Source organism: Variovorax sp. GW821-FHT09D05 (genome assembly GCF_059416325.1).
Genome location: NZ_JBWKOZ010000001.1, coordinates 670,881 through 687,054, shown reverse-complemented (window position 1 = coordinate 687,054; position 16,174 = coordinate 670,881). Strand labels below are relative to the sequence as shown.

Annotated in this window: 15 protein-coding genes and 1 tRNA gene; 7 read left to right on the top strand and 9 right to left on the bottom strand. The window is 64.4% G+C overall.

Annotated elements, in window-relative coordinates; genetic code table 11:
- Positions 1–3 precede the first annotated feature (3 nt).
- The 4 genes from AC07O3_RS03285 to AC07O3_RS03270 are packed head-to-tail and all read right to left on the bottom strand — an operon-like array spanning position 4 to position 5,476.
- Positions 4–1,641: an ABC transporter ATP-binding protein gene (locus tag AC07O3_RS03285; protein ID WP_495338557.1), complete on the bottom strand. Its 1,638-nt coding sequence runs from the start codon at positions 1,639–1,641 to the stop codon at positions 4–6.
- Positions 1,641–2,684: an ABC transporter permease gene (locus AC07O3_RS03280; protein ID WP_307614107.1), complete on the bottom strand. Its 1,044-nt coding sequence runs from the start codon at positions 2,682–2,684 to the stop codon at positions 1,641–1,643. Before AC07O3_RS03280 ends, AC07O3_RS03285 begins: the two co-directional genes overlap by 1 nt.
- On the bottom strand, positions 2,677–3,690 hold the full coding sequence (locus AC07O3_RS03275) for a microcin C ABC transporter permease YejB (protein WP_093054750.1): 1,014 nt from the start codon (positions 3,688–3,690) through the stop codon (positions 2,677–2,679). The genes AC07O3_RS03280 and AC07O3_RS03275 overlap by 8 nt, the downstream gene beginning before the upstream one ends.
- Positions 3,691–3,712: 22 nt before the next feature.
- Positions 3,713–5,476 (bottom strand): extracellular solute-binding protein, encoded by a 1,764-nt coding sequence (locus tag AC07O3_RS03270; protein WP_495338556.1) that lies wholly within the window; start codon positions 5,474–5,476, stop codon positions 3,713–3,715.
- Positions 5,477–5,582: 106 nt separating this feature from the next.
- Here AC07O3_RS03270 and fabI point away from each other — a divergent pair, with 106 nt between their 5' ends.
- Entirely contained in the window at positions 5,583–6,365 is a 783-nt protein-coding gene (gene fabI, locus AC07O3_RS03265) for an enoyl-ACP reductase FabI (RefSeq protein ID WP_093054746.1), read from the top strand.
- Positions 6,366–6,429: 64 nt separating this feature from the next.
- Positions 6,430–7,272, top strand: coding sequence for a DNA ligase (locus tag AC07O3_RS03260; protein ID WP_495338555.1), 843 nt, complete (start codon positions 6,430–6,432; stop codon positions 7,270–7,272).
- A gap of 27 nt (positions 7,273–7,299) precedes the next feature.
- Here AC07O3_RS03260 and AC07O3_RS03255 read toward each other — a convergent pair whose 3' ends face one another.
- Positions 7,300–9,597, bottom strand: coding sequence for an Orn/Lys/Arg family decarboxylase (locus AC07O3_RS03255; protein ID WP_495338554.1), 2,298 nt, complete (start codon positions 9,595–9,597; stop codon positions 7,300–7,302).
- A 216-nt stretch (positions 9,598–9,813) separates the two neighbouring features.
- Here AC07O3_RS03255 and AC07O3_RS03250 point away from each other — a divergent pair, with 216 nt between their 5' ends.
- From AC07O3_RS03250 to AC07O3_RS03230, 5 genes are all read left to right on the top strand, one after another.
- Positions 9,814–10,239: an NfeD family protein gene (locus AC07O3_RS03250; protein WP_093054742.1), complete on the top strand. Its 426-nt coding sequence runs from the start codon at positions 9,814–9,816 to the stop codon at positions 10,237–10,239.
- A gap of 33 nt (positions 10,240–10,272) precedes the next feature.
- A complete protein-coding gene (locus tag AC07O3_RS03245; protein ID WP_093054740.1) occupies positions 10,273–11,202 on the top strand; it encodes an SPFH domain-containing protein in 930 nt (309 codons plus the stop codon).
- A gap of 25 nt (positions 11,203–11,227) precedes the next feature.
- Positions 11,228–11,318 (top strand) — tRNA-Ser (locus AC07O3_RS03240).
- Between the two features lie 207 nt (positions 11,319–11,525).
- A complete protein-coding gene (locus AC07O3_RS03235; RefSeq protein ID WP_093054735.1) occupies positions 11,526–11,882 on the top strand; it encodes a hypothetical protein in 357 nt (118 codons plus the stop codon).
- A gap of 91 nt (positions 11,883–11,973) precedes the next feature.
- Positions 11,974–12,363, top strand: a complete 390-nt coding sequence (locus AC07O3_RS03230) for a response regulator (protein WP_093054733.1) — start codon at positions 11,974–11,976, stop codon at positions 12,361–12,363.
- Positions 12,364–12,455: 92 nt separating this feature from the next.
- Here AC07O3_RS03230 and AC07O3_RS03225 read toward each other — a convergent pair whose 3' ends face one another.
- The 4 genes from AC07O3_RS03225 to AC07O3_RS03210 all read right to left on the bottom strand — a co-directional run bounded on the left by AC07O3_RS03225 (position 12,456) and on the right by AC07O3_RS03210 (position 16,158).
- Positions 12,456–13,670, bottom strand: coding sequence for a branched-chain amino acid ABC transporter substrate-binding protein (locus AC07O3_RS03225; protein ID WP_093054731.1), 1,215 nt, complete (start codon positions 13,668–13,670; stop codon positions 12,456–12,458).
- A gap of 136 nt (positions 13,671–13,806) precedes the next feature.
- Complete coding sequence (locus AC07O3_RS03220) at positions 13,807–14,202, bottom strand: hypothetical protein (protein ID WP_495338553.1); 396 nt, start codon at positions 14,200–14,202, stop codon at positions 13,807–13,809.
- 1 nt (position 14,203) lies between these two features.
- On the bottom strand, positions 14,204–14,644 hold the full coding sequence (locus AC07O3_RS03215) for a DNA polymerase III subunit chi (protein WP_495338552.1): 441 nt from the start codon (positions 14,642–14,644) through the stop codon (positions 14,204–14,206).
- Positions 14,641–16,158: a leucyl aminopeptidase gene (locus tag AC07O3_RS03210; RefSeq protein ID WP_495338551.1), complete on the bottom strand. Its 1,518-nt coding sequence runs from the start codon at positions 16,156–16,158 to the stop codon at positions 14,641–14,643. Before AC07O3_RS03210 ends, AC07O3_RS03215 begins: the two co-directional genes overlap by 4 nt.
- Between the last annotated feature and the right edge of the window lie 16 nt (positions 16,159–16,174).

Here is a 16,174-nt window from a genome sequence, read left to right as displayed (position 1 = left end):
CGTTTATTCCAGCAGCGCGGCGGCCACCAGCTTCTTTGTATAGGGGTGCTCGGGCGCGTCGAGCACGCGCTCGACCGACCCTGTTTCGAGAATGGCCCCGTCCTTCATCACGATGACGTGGTGCGCCATCGCCCGGATCACCTCCACGTCGTGCGTGATCAGCAGATAGCTCAGCCCCCGCTCGCGCTGCAGGCGCTGCAGCAAGCTCAGCACCTGCTTCTGGATCGTCACGTCCAGCGCGCTGGTGGGCTCGTCGAGCACCAGCAACTGCGGGTCGACGATCAGCGCGCGGGCAATCGCCAGACGCTGCCGCTGACCGCCCGAAAACTCGTGCGGATAGCGGTCGAGCAGCGAGGGGAACTGGGCCTCCGTCAGCCCGACATCGGCCAGCGCGACGAGTGCACGGGCACGGCGCGCCGCGGTGTCGAGTTCGGGCGCATGCACGCGCAGCCCCTCGCCCACGATCTGCTCCACCGTCATGCGCGGCGACAGCGACGAGAACGGGTCCTGGAACACCACCTGCATCACGCGTCGCAGGCCGAGATCGGAGGCGCGGTCGACCGCCCAGCCCTTGCCCGCGACCGTCAGCGCGCCCTGGTGCTTCAGCAGCCCCAGCGCCGCCAGCGCCAGCGTCGACTTGCCCGAACCCGACTCACCGACCACGCCGAGCGTCTCGCCCGGCACGATGCGGAAATCCGCCCCCTGCACCGCCACGAATTCGCCCTTGCGGAACCAGCCGGCGAAGCCCGGCTTCGGCACGGGATAGATCACGCGCAGGGCCTTGGCCTCGATCACTGGCGCCGCGTCGGCGCGCGCAGCGACGGCCGCCACGTTGCGCTCCGGATGACTGTCGATCAGCTTGCGCGTGTAGGGATGCTGCGGGGCATCGAACACAGGCGCCACCGCGCCATGCTCGACGATGTGGCCGTTCTCCATGACCACCACGCGATCGGCAAAACGCCGCACCAGGTTCAGGTCATGCGTGATGAGGAGCACCGCCATGCCGTACTTGCGCTGCAGGTCGGCCAGCAATTCGAGGATCTGCGCGCGCACGGTCACGTCGAGCGCGGTGGTCGGTTCGTCGGCCAGCAGCAGGCGCGGCTTGCAGGCCAGAGCCATCGCGATCATCGCGCGCTGGCGCTGGCCGCCCGAGAGCTGGTGCGGAAACGCCCTCGCCCGTCGCGCCGGCTCCGGGATGCCGGTGTCAGCCAGCAGCTGGACGGCCGCCGTCTGCGCGGCGCGGGCCGACAGCCCTTCGTGCAGCTCGAGCACCTCGGCGATCTGGTCGCCGACGCTGTAGAGCGCATTCAGTGCAGTCATCGGCTCCTGGAAGATCATCGCGATCTCCTTGCCGCGGATGCCGCGCAATTCGCGCTCGGGAATCGACAGCAGGTCGCGCGCGCCCTGCGAGCGCTCCCCACCGAAAAGCCGGGCAGTGCCGGACAGATCAGCGTTCTGCACCAGCCGCAGCAGCGACAGCGCCGTGACCGTCTTGCCCGAACCCGATTCGCCGACGAGGGCGAGCTTTTCGCCAGTGGCCATCTGGAAGTCGATGCCGTGCACGACCTCCTTGCCGCTGAACGCGACGCGCAGGCCCTTCACGTCGAGCAGGGGCTGGTTGGGTTGTTGTGAATCGCTCATCACTTGTCGGCCTTGCGCGGATCGAGCGCATCGCGCAGCGCGTCGCCCATGAAAGTCAGCAGCATCAGCGTGACGACCAACACGACGAAAGTGGACAGCGAGATCCACCAGGCGTCGATGTTGCCCTTGCCCTGGCTCAGCAGCTCACCGAGCGACGGTGTGCCTGGCGGCACGCCAAGGCCGAGAAAGTCCAGAGAGGTCAGCGCCAGAATGGCCGCGCTCATGCGGAACGGCAGAAAGGTGACGACCGGCACCATGCTGTTGGGCAGGATGTGGCGCCACATGATCTGCAGATTGCCCACACCGAGCGCCCGCGCCGCACGCACGTAGTCCATCTGCCGGTTGCGCAGGAACTCGGCGCGCACGTAGTCCGACAACCCCATCCAGCCGAACAGGCTCAGCAGGATCAGCAGCAGCGCCACGCTGGGCGTGAAGATCGCACTGAAGATGATCAGCAGGTACAGCTCGGGCATCGCTCCCCAGATCTCGATCAGCCGCTGGAAGGTCAGGTCGATCTTTCCGCCGAAGAAGCCCTGCACCGCGCCGGTCGCGATACCCAGCACCACCCCTATTACCGTGAGCGCCAGCGCGAACAGCACGCTCACGCGAAAGCCGTAGATCAGCTGGGCCAGCAGGTCGCGGCCACGTTCATCCGTGCCGAGCAGGTTCTCGCTCGAAGGGGCCGCGGGGTTCGGAGGCTTCGAGAAATAGTTGAGCGTGGCCGGGCCGTAGCGGTTCGGCGCATAGATCGCCCAGTTGTCGCCCTGGGTGATGCGCTGCTCGATGAACGGATCGAGGTAGTCGGCCGGCGTTTCGAAATCGCCGCCGAAGGTTTTCTCGGAATAGTCCCGCAGCACCGGGAAATAGGTCTTGCCTTCGTAGCGCACCACGAGCGGCTTGTCGGTGGAAAGCACGTCGGCGAAAAGGCTCAGCACCACCAGCGCCGAGAAGATCAACAGGCTCCAGAATCCCAGCGGATTGCGGCGAAAACGGCGCCAGGCGCGGCGGCCGGGGCTCACGGACACGACAGGCGCTTTAGTCAAACTTCACCCTCGGATCGACCCAGACATAGCAAAGATCGGAGATGAGCTTGGTCACCAGACCGATCAGCGTGAACAGATAGAGCGTGCCCAGAAACACCGGGTAGTCGCGCCGCAGCACGCTTTCGTAGCTGAGCAGGCCCATCCCGTCGAGCGAGAACAGCGTCTCGATCAGCAACGCGCCCGAGAAGAAGGCGCCGATAAAGGCTGTCGGGAAGCCCGTGATGATCGGAATCAGCGCGTTGCGGAACACGTGCTTCCAGAGCACCTGGCGCTCGGCCAGTCCCTTGGCACGCGCCGTCAGCACGTACTGCTTGCGGATCTCTTCGAGGAAAGAGTTCTTGGTGAGCATCGCGGTGATCGCGAAACTGCCGAGCACCATCGCCGTCACCGGCAAGGTGATGTGCCACAGGTAGTCGACGATGCGCGCGCCCCAACTCAACGACTCCCAGTTCGGTGAGGTCAGCCCGCGCAGCGGAAACCATTGCAGCTGGCCGCCGAAGATCACCAGCAGCGCCACGCCCAGTACGAAGCCCGGAATCGCGTAGCCAACGAGCACCAGCAGCGTCGTCAGAAAGTCGAAGCGCGAACCGGCGCGAACCGCTTTCGCAACGCCGAGCGGCACCGCTATCAGGTAGCTGATGAAGAAGGTCCAGAGCCCCAGGCTGATCGAGACCGGCAGCTTCTCCTTGATGAGCTGCCACACGTCCTTGCTCTGGAAGAAGCTCTTGCCCAGGTCGAAGCGCGCGAATTGCTTGAGCATCTGCCAGAAGCGCTCGGGTGCCGGCTTGTCGAAGCCGTAAAGGGCCTTGATCTCCGCCACCTGCTTGGCGTCGAGGGAGCGCCCCGTGGGGCCGCCCGAGAGGCGGTTTTCCTTGTTGGTCAGTTGCGACAGCAACTGCTCGGCCGGACCGCCCGGAACGAATTGAACGATGGCGAAATTGATCAGCAGCACCCCGAACAGCGTGGGAATGATCAGCAGAAGGCGTCGGAGCAGGTAGGCGGCCATGCGGTCTGTCTGTGTCTGTCGTCTACTTCGCTGCCGCGTCGATCCACCACGTCGTCAGCATCGCCGAGCCGGCGAGAAGACGTTGCGGCAATGGCGCTTCGGGGCGGCGCAGCTTGCGCTTGTGGGCAATGAAATATTGCTTGCCGTAGTACATCGGGATCACGTAATGCTGGTGGAGCAAATAACGGTCCAGCAGCCGCGCGCCTGCTGCGAGCGACTTGCGGTCCGGGCTGTTGACGATCACTTCGAGAATCTCGTCGATCACCGGATCGCTGATGCCGCTGAGGTTCTGGCTCCCCTTTTCATTGGCCGATTTCGAGCCGAAATCGTCGTACAGCTCGTTGCCCGGACTCGATGAGCCACCCGCGATGTTGATGACCATGTCGAAGTCGAGATCGTCCTGTTTCTTCTTTATCAGGCTCGGGTCGCGCAAGCGATAGTCCAGCGCGATTCCCAGCTTGGCGAGGTTGCGCGCGTAAGGCGCCAGCACCACGCCCAAACTGCGATCCCCAATGTCGAAATTGATGACGAAAGGCGTTCCGTCCTTGTCGCGCAAGGCGCCATCCCTGTATGTCCAGCCCGCCTCTCTAAGCAGCTCCTGCGCGCGGACCAGGTTGCGCCGCAGGCCTTCGGCGGTGTCTCCGCTGCTGGCGGGGCGCGGCAATTCGCCCTTCGTGTTGTCGATGTATCGCTGCTTGTTCTTCAGGTGCTCGATCAGCACCTGCTCCTCGGGGCTGATCTCGGGCTGGGCCATGAGGTCATCGCTGTTCTGGAAGTAGCTCATCGTCCGGGCCCTGCGCCCGTAGAAGAGATGCTGGTTGAGCCAGTCGAAATCGAAGGCCAGCGCCAATGCCTGTCGCACGCGCATGTCCTGGAAGCGAGGCTGCCGCAGGTTGGGCGAGAGGCCCTGCATGCCGGTGAAGCGGCGGTGCGAAATCTCTTCCTTGACCAGCTCGCCGGAATCGAAGCGCCGCCCCTTGTAGCGGCGCACCCAGGCGATGATCGAACGCTCTTCCATCGCGTCGAGCGAGCCGGCCTTGAGCGACTCTTCCTCTCCGAGTGCGTCCTTGAAGTATTGGTACGAAACCTCGCCGAAATTGAACATCCCCTTGCGCACCGGAAGATCGGCGGCCCAGTAGTCCGGCCGCCGGCGGTACGAGATGTACTTCCCGAAGTCGACCTTGTCCACCACGTACGGCCCGCTGGCTATGGGTGGCTCGCTCACGATCTGGTCGAAGGGCTTGCCCTTGCCCCAGGCACTCGAGAAAACCGGCAGCTGGCCGATGATCATGTGCAGCTCGGAGTTCTGGCGCTTGAAGTCGAAGCGGATCGTGCGCTCCCCCACCACCACGGCGCCCTTGATGTCAACCCAGTACGAGCGGAAGGTCGGCCCTACCTGCTTGCTCATCAGGGTGTCGAAGGAGTACTTCACGTCCTTCGCGAGCACCGGGGAGCCATCGGAGAACTTGGCTTTCGGGTTCAGGCGGAAAGTGACGCTCAGGCGGTCTGCGGCAAGCTGCACGTCTTCGGCCAGCATGCCGTAGTTGGAGAAGGGCTCGTCTTCGCTCGGCGTCATCAGCGAATCGAAGATCAGGCCGTACTCGGAGAACACAAAACCATTGGCGCTGTAGCCCATGCCCTGCGGCGGCACACCCCGCAGCGTGAAGGGGTTGAGCTTGTCGAACGTTCCGCTGGCCGAGAGGATCAGCTCGCCGCCCTTGGGGGCGTCGGGATTCACGTAGTCGAAATTCTTGAACGACGCCGGGTACTTCGGCTCGTAACCCATGCCCAGACCATGCGCTGCCCACGAGGGGAGCGCCAAGAGAGCCAATATCAGAAGCAGCCAACCTCGCATGCGAGAATTCTGCCCAAGATTTTCACGAGGCAACTTCATGGGCTTTCTTTCCGGCAAAAAACTGTTGATCACCGGTGTGTTGAGCAATCGCTCCATTGCTTATGGCATTGCCAAGGCCTGTCATGAACAGGGCGCGGAGCTCGCCTTCAGCTATGTCGGCGAGCGATTCAAGGACCGTATCACCGAATATGCCGCAGACTTTGGCTCGAAGCTGATTTTCGATTGCGACGTGGGCGACGACGCGCAGATCGACAAGCTCTTTGCAGACCTCTCGCAGACCTGGCCGAAGTTCGACGGCTTCGTGCACAGCATCGGCTTTGCGCCGCGCGAGTCCATTGCGGGCGACTTCCTCGACGGGCTCTCGCGCGAAGGCTTCAAGATCGCGCACGACATCAGTGCGTACAGCTTTCCGGCCATGGCCAAGTCGGCCCTGCCCTACCTCAACGACAAGTCGGCCCTGCTCACGCTGACCTACCTGGGCGCCGAACGCGCGCTGCCCAACTACAACACCATGGGCCTGGCCAAGGCCTCGCTCGAAGCCTCGGTGCGCTACACCGCCGCCTCGCTCGGCCCGAAGGGCATGCGTGTGAACGGCATCAGTGCGGGCCCGATCAAGACGCTGGCAGCCAGCGGCATCAAGGGCTTCGGCAAGATGCTGGCGGCCGTGGCCGACGCCTCGCCCATCCGCCGCAACGTGACCATCGAGGAAGTCGGCAACGTGGCCGCCTTCCTGCTGAGCGACCTGGCCAGCGGCGTGACCGCCGAGATCACCTACGTGGACGGCGGCTTCAGCAATGTCGTCGGCGGGATGGCCGAGTAATCCTGCCATCGAGTCCCGACACGGCCACAAGATGGCCGTGCTGCGCTATTCATTTCATAGCATCGTGCTGAACCGACGCTCCCTCCTGCTTGCCGCTTTCGGCGTGATCGCCGCGCCTGCCGCGTTCGCGCGCGAGGCGGCGCCCTCGCTGATGCTGGCCGACGTCTACCGCCCCGGCATGTCGCTGCACGACTACTGGGTCAGCGAGAAGTACGACGGCGTACGCGGCTACTGGGACGGCAAACAGCTCTGGACGCGCGGCGGCGAGCGGATCGTGGCGCCGGCATGGTTCACCGCACCGCTGCCGAAGCAACCCCTCGACGGCGAACTGTGGGTGGGCCGCGGCCAGTTCGCACGCGCCGTCTCCACGGTGCGCAGCCAGACGCCCAACGACATCGCCTGGCGCGAGATGCACTTCATGGTGTTCGACCTGCCTGCGCAGGGTGGCGACTTCACGACGCGCCTCGCCGTGCTGCGCAAGCTGCTGCCGATTACCGACGCACCATGGGTCGTCGCGGTCCCGCAGGAACGCGCGACCACGCACGCCGCATTGCAGGCGCTGCTCGACAAGACGGTAAAAATGGGCGGTGAGGGCCTGATGCTTCACCGCGGCAGCTCCCGGTACCGTGGGGAGCGGAACAGCGACCTGCTGAAGGTCAAGCCCTACGAAGACGCCGAAGCCCGCGTGGTCGAGCACGTGCCCGGCAAGGGCAAGCACAGTGGCCGGCTCGGCGCGCTGGTGGTCGAGACGGCCGACGGCAAGCGCTTCAAGCTCGGCACCGGACTGACCGACGCCGAACGCGAGAACCCGCCCGCCGTCGGCAGCTGGGTGACCTACCGCTACAACGGCACCACCGCCAAGGGCCTGCCGCGATTCGCGCGCTTCATGCGGGTGCGCGAAGGTTAGGCCGGCCCGTCCAGCCGGCCCGCTTCCTTACTTCACTTCCCTGACGCAGTCTGCGTAGTAGCGCTTCTTGCCCGTCTCGTCGACGCGCGCAACCAGGCCGTGGATGTCGGTCTCGAAGCCCGGGCACTGCGTGTTGAACTCGCGCGAGAACTTGAGGTAGTCGACGATCTTCTTGTTGAACACCTCGCCCGGAATCAGCAGCGGAATGCCCGGCGGGTAAGGCGTGATCAGGCTGGTGGTGATGCGGCCTTCGAGCTCGTCGATTTCCACGCGCTCGGTCTTGCGGTGCGCGATGTGGGCGAAGGCGTCGCTGGGCTTCATCGCCGGCGTCAGGTCGCTCAGGTACATCTCGGTCGTGAGGCGGGCCACGTCGTAGCGCGCATACAGCTGGTGGATGTGCTGGCATAGGTCGCGCAGGCCGAGGCGTTCGTAACCCGGATGCTGCTGGCAGAACTCGGGCAGGATGCGCCACATCGGCTGGTTGCGCGCGTAGTCGTCCTTGAACTGCTGCAGCGCCGTCAGCAGCGTGTTCCAGCGGCCCTTGGTGATGCCGATGGTGAACATGATGAAGAAGCTGTAGAGCCCGGTCTTCTCCACGATCACGCCATGCTCGGCGAGGAACTTGGTCACCACGCTGGCCGGGATGCCGGTTTCAGCAAAGTTGCCTTCGAGGTCGAGACCCGGCGTGACGATGGTCGACTTGATCGGGTCAAGCATGTTGAAGCCGTCGGCCAATTCGCCAAAGCCGTGCCAGTTGCGCGGCGACTTCTTGTTCTTGGGCTTACCGTTCTTCTCGCCCTGCATGATCCAGTCGTCGGCGCGGCCGATGCCTTCTTCGACGAGCTTCTCGGGGCCCCAGACCTTGAACCACCACTCGTCCTTGCCGAACTCCGCCTCGACCTTGCGCATGGCGCGGCGAAAGTCGAGCGCCTCGAGGATGCTTTCTTCCACCAGCGCGGTGCCACCGGGCGGCTCCATCATGGCGGCAGCCACGTCGCAGCTCGCGATGATCGCGTACTGCGGGCTGGTCGACGAGTGCATCAGGTAGGCCTCGTTGAAGAGGTCGCGGTCGAGCTGACGGTTCTGCGAGTCCTGCACCAGCACATGGCTGGCCTGGCTGATGCCGGCCAGCAGCTTGTGCGTCGACTGCGTGGCGAACACCAGCGATTCCTTCGGGCGCACGCGGCGCTTGCCCATCGCGTGATAGGCGCCATAGAACGGGTGGAAGGCCGCGTGCGGCAGCCACGCCTCGTCGAAGTGCAGCGTGTCGACGTAACCGTCGAGCATGTTCTTGATGGTCTCGGTGTTGTAGATCACGCCGTCGTAGGTCGACTGCGTGAGCGTCATCACGCGCGGCTTGACCGTTTCGGGGTCCACGTCGGCCAGCAGCGGGTTGGCCTTGATCTTGGCCTTGATGGCGCTCTGCTCGAACTCGCTCTTCGGGATCGGGCCGATGATGCCGAAGTGGTTGCGCGTGGGCTTCATGAACACCGGAATCGCGCCGGTCATGATGATCGCGTGCAGGATCGACTTGTGGCAGTTGCGGTCGACCACCACCACGTCGCCCGGCGCCACCGTGTGGTGCCACACCATCTTGTTGCTGGTGCTGGTGCCGTTGGTCACGAAGAAGCAGTGGTCGGCGTTGAAGATGCGCGCCGCATTGCGTTCGCTGGCCGCCACCGGGCCGGTGTGGTCGAGCAGTTGGCCCAGCTCTTCGACTGCGTTGCAGACGTCGGCACGCAGCATGTTCTCGCCGAAGAACTGGTGGAACATCTGGCCCACCGGGCTCTTCAGGAACGCCACGCCGCCCGAGTGGCCCGGGCAGTGCCACGAATAGGAGCCGTCTTCCGCGTAGTCGATCAGCGCCTTGAAGAACGGCGGCTGCACGCCCTCAAGGTAGCTCTTGGCCTCGCGGATGATGTGGCGCGCCACGAATTCGGGGGTGTCCTCGAACATGTGGATGAAGCCGTGCAGCTCGCGCAGGATGTCGTTCGGGATGTGGCGCGAGGTCTTGGTCTCGCCGTAGATGTAGATCGGCACGTCGGCGTTCTTGCGCCGCACTTCGCCGATGAAGTTGCGCAGGTTCAGCACGGCCGGATCGAGGTCGGGGCCGACCGTGAACTCCTCGTCGTCGATCGACAGGATGAACGCGCTGGCACGGCTTTGCTGCTGGGCGAACTGGCTCAGGTCGCCATAACTCGTGACGCCCAGCACCTCGAAGCCCTCGCTTTCGAAGGCCTGCGCGAGCGCGCGAATGCCGAGGCCCGAGGTGTTTTCGGAGCGGAAGTCCTCGTCGATGATGACGATGGGAAAGCGGAATTTCATGAGCGGGGCTCCGGACGGGCTGACAGACAGGCAATAAGGCGAGGCGCGAAGTGTACGGAATTCGGATGACGAATCTGGTCAGGCTCGTGCAAGCCATTCGGGCCTGTCCGGCATGGTCCCTTTCGTCGGCTCGGGCGCAGTACCCCTACGCAGGGCAAGCGCTTGGAGCAGATGCATCAGAATGGCGCGCATCGAATAAGGAAAAGAGGAGTCGACATGGCGAATTCCACCGTCTGGTGGCTGATTGCGGGGGTAGCCATCGTGGTCGAGTTGCTCTCGGGCACCGTCTATCTTCTGCTGCTGGCCGCCGGCTTTGCGGCCGCGGCAATTGCGGCGCACCTGGGCTTCGGCACCGTCACCCAACTGATCGTGGCCTCGGTCATCGGCGTGGGCGCCGTGCTGACCTGGTACTCGATCCAGCGCAAGCGCCCCCCTGCCCCGCCCACCGGAACCAACCGCGACGTGAACCTCGACATCGGCGAGACCGTTCACGTCGACGCCTGGAATGCCGACGGCACGGCAACCGTGCGCTACCGGGGCGCGCAATGGACGGTGGTCCAGCGCGCGGGCCGCACGCCGTCGACCGGCGAGCACCGTGTGGTCGAAGTCATCGGCAGCCGGCTGGTCGTCGACAAGGTTTAGTCAATACGTAGAACTCAGAAAAGGAAGCGCACCATGGAATTTTCGGTCCCACTCATCATCCTGGTCATCGCGATCATCTTCATCAGCCAGTCGGTGAAGTTCGTGCCGCAGCAGAACGCCTGGGTGCGCGAGCGCCTCGGCAAGTACCACGGCACCATGACGCCCGGCCCCAACTTCCTGATTCCGTTCATCGACCGGGTGGCCTACAAGCACAGCCTGAAGGAAATCCCGCTCGACGTGCCGAGCCAGATCTGCATCACGCGCGACAACACACAGCTGCAGGTCGACGGCATCTTGTACTTCCAGGTGACCGATCCGATGCGCGCGAGCTACGGCTCGTCGAACTACATCGTGGCCGTGACGCAGCTTGCACAGACCTCGCTGCGCAGCGTGATCGGCAAGCTGGAGCTCGACAAGACCTTCGAGGAACGCGACGTTATCAACGCCCAGGTGGTTGCCGCCATCGACGAGGCCGCGCTCAACTGGGGCGTAAAGGTGCTGCGCTATGAAATCAAGGACCTGACGCCGCCGAAGGAAATCCTGCTGGCCATGCAGGCGCAGATCACGGCCGAGCGCGGCAAGCGCGCGCTGATCGCGGCCTCGGAAGGCCGCCGCCAGGAGCAGATCAACATCGCCACCGGCGAACGCGAGGCCTTCATCGCCCGCTCCGAAGGCGAGAAGCAGGCGCAGATCAACAACGCCCAGGGTGAAGCCGCCGCCATTACCGCGGTCGCCACCGCGACGGCGGACGCCATCGAACGCGTGGCCGCGGCCATCCGCCAGCCGGGCGGCGAACAGGCCGTGCAGCTGAAGGTGGCCGAGCGCGCCGTCGACGCCTACGGCAAGGTCGCGGCCGACTCCAAGACCACGCTGATCGTGCCGAGCAACATGAGCGAGACCGCCGCGCTCATCGCGTCAGCGATGCGCATGGTCCAGGCAGGCAAGCCGTCGAATCCGACCTGAACTGACTGCTACAATCGTGGGCTCAGGAGCGGTGGATGAGCGGTTTAAGTCGCACGCCTGGAAAGCGTGTGAGGGTTAATAGCCCTCCGCGGGTTCGAATCCCGCCTGCTCCGCCAGAGATTGATTGTTCGTAACCGTTCACGAACATGAAGACAAAGCAAGAAGCCCAAGTTGCCACAAGCACTTGGGCTTTTTTGTCGTCTGGCCCAGCCGGAGTTGAAAGGCAGTGCGTTGCTTTGCAACAACTTGACTCCCGAACTCAGACACTTTCTTCTGGCAGTACCATCCAAAGGTTTTCATTTCAAGCCCACAAAGGAGCCTCGATGGCCGGACAACCGAAAACCCAGCCGCGTGGCAAGACACCGCTGGACCGCACCCTCGAAAAGAGCGAGCAGGTGGCTGCCGACGTGCAACGGGCGTCGGACAACCTCGCCGTGGTGAACACGGTGCTCGAACAGGAACTGCCCGAAGAAGTGCAGGTTGGCGAGGTGGCACAGGCCATCGAACACACCAGCCAGCTGGAAGAGAAGCTGGCCAAGTCCGCCGAGAAGCTGGCCGAGGTCAATGCCGCGCTGAGCGAGGAAATCGAGAAGCGTCTCGAGGTCACGGCTGAGCGCGACGAAAGCCAGGCTCTGGCCGAGAAGCTCAAGGCAAAGATCCGCGCCGAAAGCTCCGACTGACCGGCGCGCAATACGCCGTCCGTATCCTTTCTCCTACGCTGCATCAGCGTCAGGCACGCTACGCTATTGGTTCTCAAAGCGAAACCACGGCATGGCCCTCATCACGTTCCTCGTCGAGGACAACAAGACCATCAGGGATAACCTGGTCCCGGCACTCGAGGACTTGGTCAACGGCCGCGTGGTCGGCTTCGCCGAAACCGAAACGGAAGCCCTTGCATGGCTCGCGGCGCATCCCGACGACTGGCAGCTCCTGATCGTCGACCTGTTCCTGAAGGAAGGCTCCGGCCTCGGCGTGCTGGGCGGCTGCAAGACCCGCAAACCCAGCCAGCGGGTGGTCGTGCTCAGCAACTACGTGACGGCGGATATCCGGGCGCGCTGCACGGCGCTCGGCGCCGATGCGGTATTCGACAAGTCACGCGACCTCGATGCCTTCATCGAGTACTGCAATGCCAACCGCCCATCGGGCCTTGCTCCGCTCTGAGCTCTGAATAAGCCGCCTTCGAAGCGGCCATGAAAAAAGGGCCCGAAGGCCCTTTTCTCTTTTGCGGATAACCGCAGGTTTGCCGAAATGAATCAGCGCACCACGGCGATCTGCGTGCGTGCACCACCCTTGTAGGTGTACAGCGTCAGGGCACCGTTCTTGATGTCGCCCTTTTCGTCGAAGGCGATCGGGCCGGTCACGCCCTTGTATTGCACCTTGCCAACTTCAGGCAGGTACTTGGCGGGGTCGGACGAACCGGCCTTCACCATGGCTTCGGCCAGCACGTTGACCGCGTCGTACACGTACGGTGCATAGATCTGCACTTCGACGCCGTTCTTGGTCTTGAACTTGGCCTTGAAGTCTTCCAGCGGCTGCTTGAAGTCGCCGTCCACACCGCCGGCTTCGGCGCAAACAACCATCTCTTCGCCGATGGCATCGCCAGCCAGCTTCGGCAGTTCGCTGGTGCACAGGCCGTCGCCGCCCATGAACTTGACGTTCAGGCCGAGTTGCTTGACCTGCTTGAGCATCGGGCCGCCGACGGCGTCCATGCCGCCGAAGAACAGCACGTCGGGCTTGGAGGCCTTCAGCTTGGTCAGGATGGCGTTGAAGTCGGTCGACTTGTCGGTGGTGAACTCGTGGCCCACGATGGTGGCGCCAGCGGCCTTGGCTGACTTCTCGAACTCTTCGGCAACGCCTTGGCCGTAGGCGGTACGGTCGTCGATCACGGCAATGTTCTTGCCCTTGAGCGTTTCGACTGCGTACTTGCCCAGCGTGCCGCCGAGTTGCGTGTCGTCAGCCACCACGCGGAACGTGGTCTTGAAGCCTTGACGCGTGTACTTCGGGTTGGTGGCCGAAGGCGAGATCTGTGGAATGCCGGCGTCGCTGTAGAGCTTCGAGGCGGGGATGGTGGTGCCCGAGTTCAGGTGACCGACCACGCCGTTGACCTTCTCGTCCACGAGCTTCTGGGCCACAGCCGTGCCCTGCTTCGGATCGCCTGCGTCGTCTTCGGCGATCAGTTCGAACTTGGCAACCTTGTCGCCGATCTTGAGGCCCTTTGCATTCAGGTCTTCGATGGCCATCTTGGCGCCGAACTCGTTGTCCTTGCCGAGGTGGGCGATGGCACCGCTGGTCGGTCCCACGTGACCGATCTTGACGACCAGGGTTTCTCCGGCAGGTGCGGGTGCAGGTGCAGCCGGGGCCGCAGCCGTTGGCGCGGGCGCTGCAGCGGGAGCAGCAGCTTCTTCCTTCTTGCCGCAAGCCACGAGCGTGATTGCAGCCAGTGCGACCGCAGTCCATTTCAATTGCATGAGAACCTCCAGAACTTGGATGAAAAGAATAAAAAACCGGTCGTGTGATCCGGGCGCGCTGACCTCGCAAGTTTCGCGCCGCGGACCAGCGGCACCCTCACGCCCTTCCGACCTGCGGCGCAGTTTAGCCGAGGATTCAGACTCCGGAAGCTGGCGTAGACCCTGTGTTTTCGCTGAGTTCGGCGGCCATGGCCTCGATCACCAACGCACGCAAAACGGCTTCGATTTCATTGCGCAAACGCGGCACCATCGCATCGAGTTGATGCTGAACGGCAGCTGACACGGTGTCGCTCAAACGCTCTTCCAGAGACAGGTCGACGCGCTGCAGAACGCGGTGCAGCAACTGCTCTTCGAGGCTGACGATTTCCGCCTGCGAAAGCTGCGCGGCCGGCGGCAATGCCATGGCACTCGCCGGGTCGGGCTGGGGCGTCGGTGCGGCCTGCGGCTCGGGGATCGCGGGCTCCTCCGGGATCTCGAGCACCGTGGTCAGCGTGGGAACGAACCGGGGCGGCGTGCGCAGTGTGCTGGCCATGTCAGAGACTCTTTGCGAAGTCGTGCGGCTGGATGGTGTAGCCACGATCGGCATAGTGGCGCCAGCGCGAACGACCGACCTGGCGGTCGTTGTCCTCGTCGCTCACGATATCGATCATGCGTTCATAGCGCTCGAAGCCCGCAGGCACTTCGAGGCCCAGATTCACCAGCATTTCGCGGTGCGGCAGCGAGGCCGCATCAGCGCCCTGCGCCGACAGAACGACGGGCGAACGCGCGACCACATGAGCCGGCGCATCGCCTCGGCAGTGCGCGACGAAGTCCACCGGCGACAGCTGCCAGAGCGCAGCATCCACCGCGTCGAGCGCCTGCGCATCGCCCACGACTACCACGCGCAGGCCGCGCGCGTTCACGGCCTTGCGAACCAGCCGGCAGGCGTAGTTCAGCTTGTCACGCGCGTTGTAGTGAAAGCCGATTTCCGTCACTTCGTGGCCCGAGCCTTTTTGGCCGGAACTCCAGGGGTCTTGGTTTTCTTGGCCTTGCCGGTCTTGGCGTCGCCGCTGGCCGCGCGACTCGTCAGGTACGACACCAGCAAGCCCACCGGTCGACCGGTCGAACCCTTTGCCGCTCCGCTCTTCCACGCAGTGCCCGCGATATCCAGATGCGCCCAGGCGAAGTCGCCCGCGAAGCGCTGCAGGAACTTGGCGGCAGTGATGGCGCCACCCGCGCGGCCGGCGATGTTGGCCACGTCGGCGAAGTTGCTCTTGAGGCCTTCCGCGTAGTCGTCATCGAGCGGCAGGCGCCAGCAGCGGTCTTGCGAGGTCTCGCCAGCGGCTTCGAGCGCCGCGGCCAATGCTTCGTTGGTCGAGAACAGGCCGCTGCGCACGCCGCCCAGGGCCACCACGCAGGCGCCCGTCAGCGTGGCGATGTCGATCACTGCCGCCGGCTCGAAGCGCTTGGCATAGGTCAGCGCGTCGCACAGGATTAGCCGGCCTTCTGCGTCGGTGTTGAGCACCTCGATGGTCTGGCCGCTCATGCTGGTCACCACGTCGCCCGGCTTCACCGCGCGGCCGTCGTTCATGTTCTCGCACGAAGGAATGAGGCCGACGACGTTGATGGCGGGCTGGATGTCGCCGAGCGCGCGGAAGGTGCCGAGCACGCTGGCCGCGCCGCACATGTCGAACTTCATTTCGTCCATTTCGGCAGCGGGCTTGAGCGAGACGCCGCCGGTGTCGAAGGTGATGCCCTTGCCGACCAGCACCACGGGCGCCTGGTCCTTGGGCGCCCCGTGGTAGCGCAGCACGATGAAGCGCAGCGGCTCCGCCGAGCCCTGCGCCACTGCGGCGAAGGAGCCCATGCCGAGCTTTTCGACTTCCTTCGGACCCAGCACCTCGCACTTGATGTTCGGCAGCTTGGCCAGCCCCTTGGCGGCCTCGGCCAGCAGCGTGGGCGTGGCGTGGTTGGCGGGCCGGTTGCCCCACTCCTTGGCCAGTTCGATGCCCGCGACAGTGGCACGGGCGGCGTCGAAGGCGCCGGTGACGGCGGCGGCATCAGCCACGCCGACGGTCAGGTGGCGAATGCTGCGGGGTTCGGCCTTCGACTTGGTGGCGGTGTAGACGTAGCTGGCGTCAGCCGCCGCCGTGACGGCGCTGGCCACCGCCGCGCCCTCAGCAGGCTGGGCGAACACCACGGTCACGCGCTTGGGGGCCTGGGCCTTGGCCGAATTGACCGCCGCGACCACGCCGCTGCGAACCGAGGCGGGCTTGCCGTCGCCGATGGCGGCGAGCACCACGCGGGACGCCACGACGTCTTCCGGACGGTAAAGCCCCAGCAGCTTGCCGGCCTTGTCAGGCAGGTCGCCGGCCTTGCGGGCACTGGCGGCGAGCACCGACAACGGGTCTTTGGAGGTAAGAGGAGCGCTGCCGACGAGCACGATCAGGACATCGGATTTCTCGGCTGCGGCCTGGGCGACGGTGAGGGTCTTGAGTTGAAAGTCCATAATCCTTTTTTTCCTC

Excerpts from the sequence above, each read along its gene's own strand:
- AC07O3_RS03285 (WP_495338557.1), bottom strand. The coding sequence starts at position 1,641 with ATGAGCGATTCACAACAACCCAACCAGCCCCTGCTCGACGTGAAGGGC.
- AC07O3_RS03275 (WP_093054750.1), bottom strand. The coding sequence starts at position 3,690 with ATGGCCGCCTACCTGCTCCGACGCCTTCTGCTGATCATTCCCACGCTG.
- AC07O3_RS03270 (WP_495338556.1), bottom strand. The coding sequence starts at position 5,476 with ATGGGTTACGAGCCGAAGTACCCGGCGTCGTTCAAGAATTTCGACTAC.
- fabI (WP_093054746.1), top strand. The coding sequence starts at position 5,583 with ATGGGCTTTCTTTCCGGCAAAAAACTGTTGATCACCGGTGTGTTGAGC.
- AC07O3_RS03255 (WP_495338554.1), bottom strand. The coding sequence starts at position 9,597 with ATGAAATTCCGCTTTCCCATCGTCATCATCGACGAGGACTTCCGCTCC.
- AC07O3_RS03250 (WP_093054742.1), top strand. The coding sequence starts at position 9,814 with ATGGCGAATTCCACCGTCTGGTGGCTGATTGCGGGGGTAGCCATCGTG.
- AC07O3_RS03245 (WP_093054740.1), top strand. The coding sequence starts at position 10,273 with ATGGAATTTTCGGTCCCACTCATCATCCTGGTCATCGCGATCATCTTC.
- AC07O3_RS03235 (WP_093054735.1), top strand. The coding sequence starts at position 11,526 with ATGGCCGGACAACCGAAAACCCAGCCGCGTGGCAAGACACCGCTGGAC.
- AC07O3_RS03230 (WP_093054733.1), top strand. The coding sequence starts at position 11,974 with ATGGCCCTCATCACGTTCCTCGTCGAGGACAACAAGACCATCAGGGAT.
- AC07O3_RS03225 (WP_093054731.1), bottom strand. The coding sequence starts at position 13,670 with ATGCAATTGAAATGGACTGCGGTCGCACTGGCTGCAATCACGCTCGTG.
- AC07O3_RS03220 (WP_495338553.1), bottom strand. The coding sequence starts at position 14,202 with ATGGCCAGCACACTGCGCACGCCGCCCCGGTTCGTTCCCACGCTGACC.
- AC07O3_RS03210 (WP_495338551.1), bottom strand. The coding sequence starts at position 16,158 with ATGGACTTTCAACTCAAGACCCTCACCGTCGCCCAGGCCGCAGCCGAG.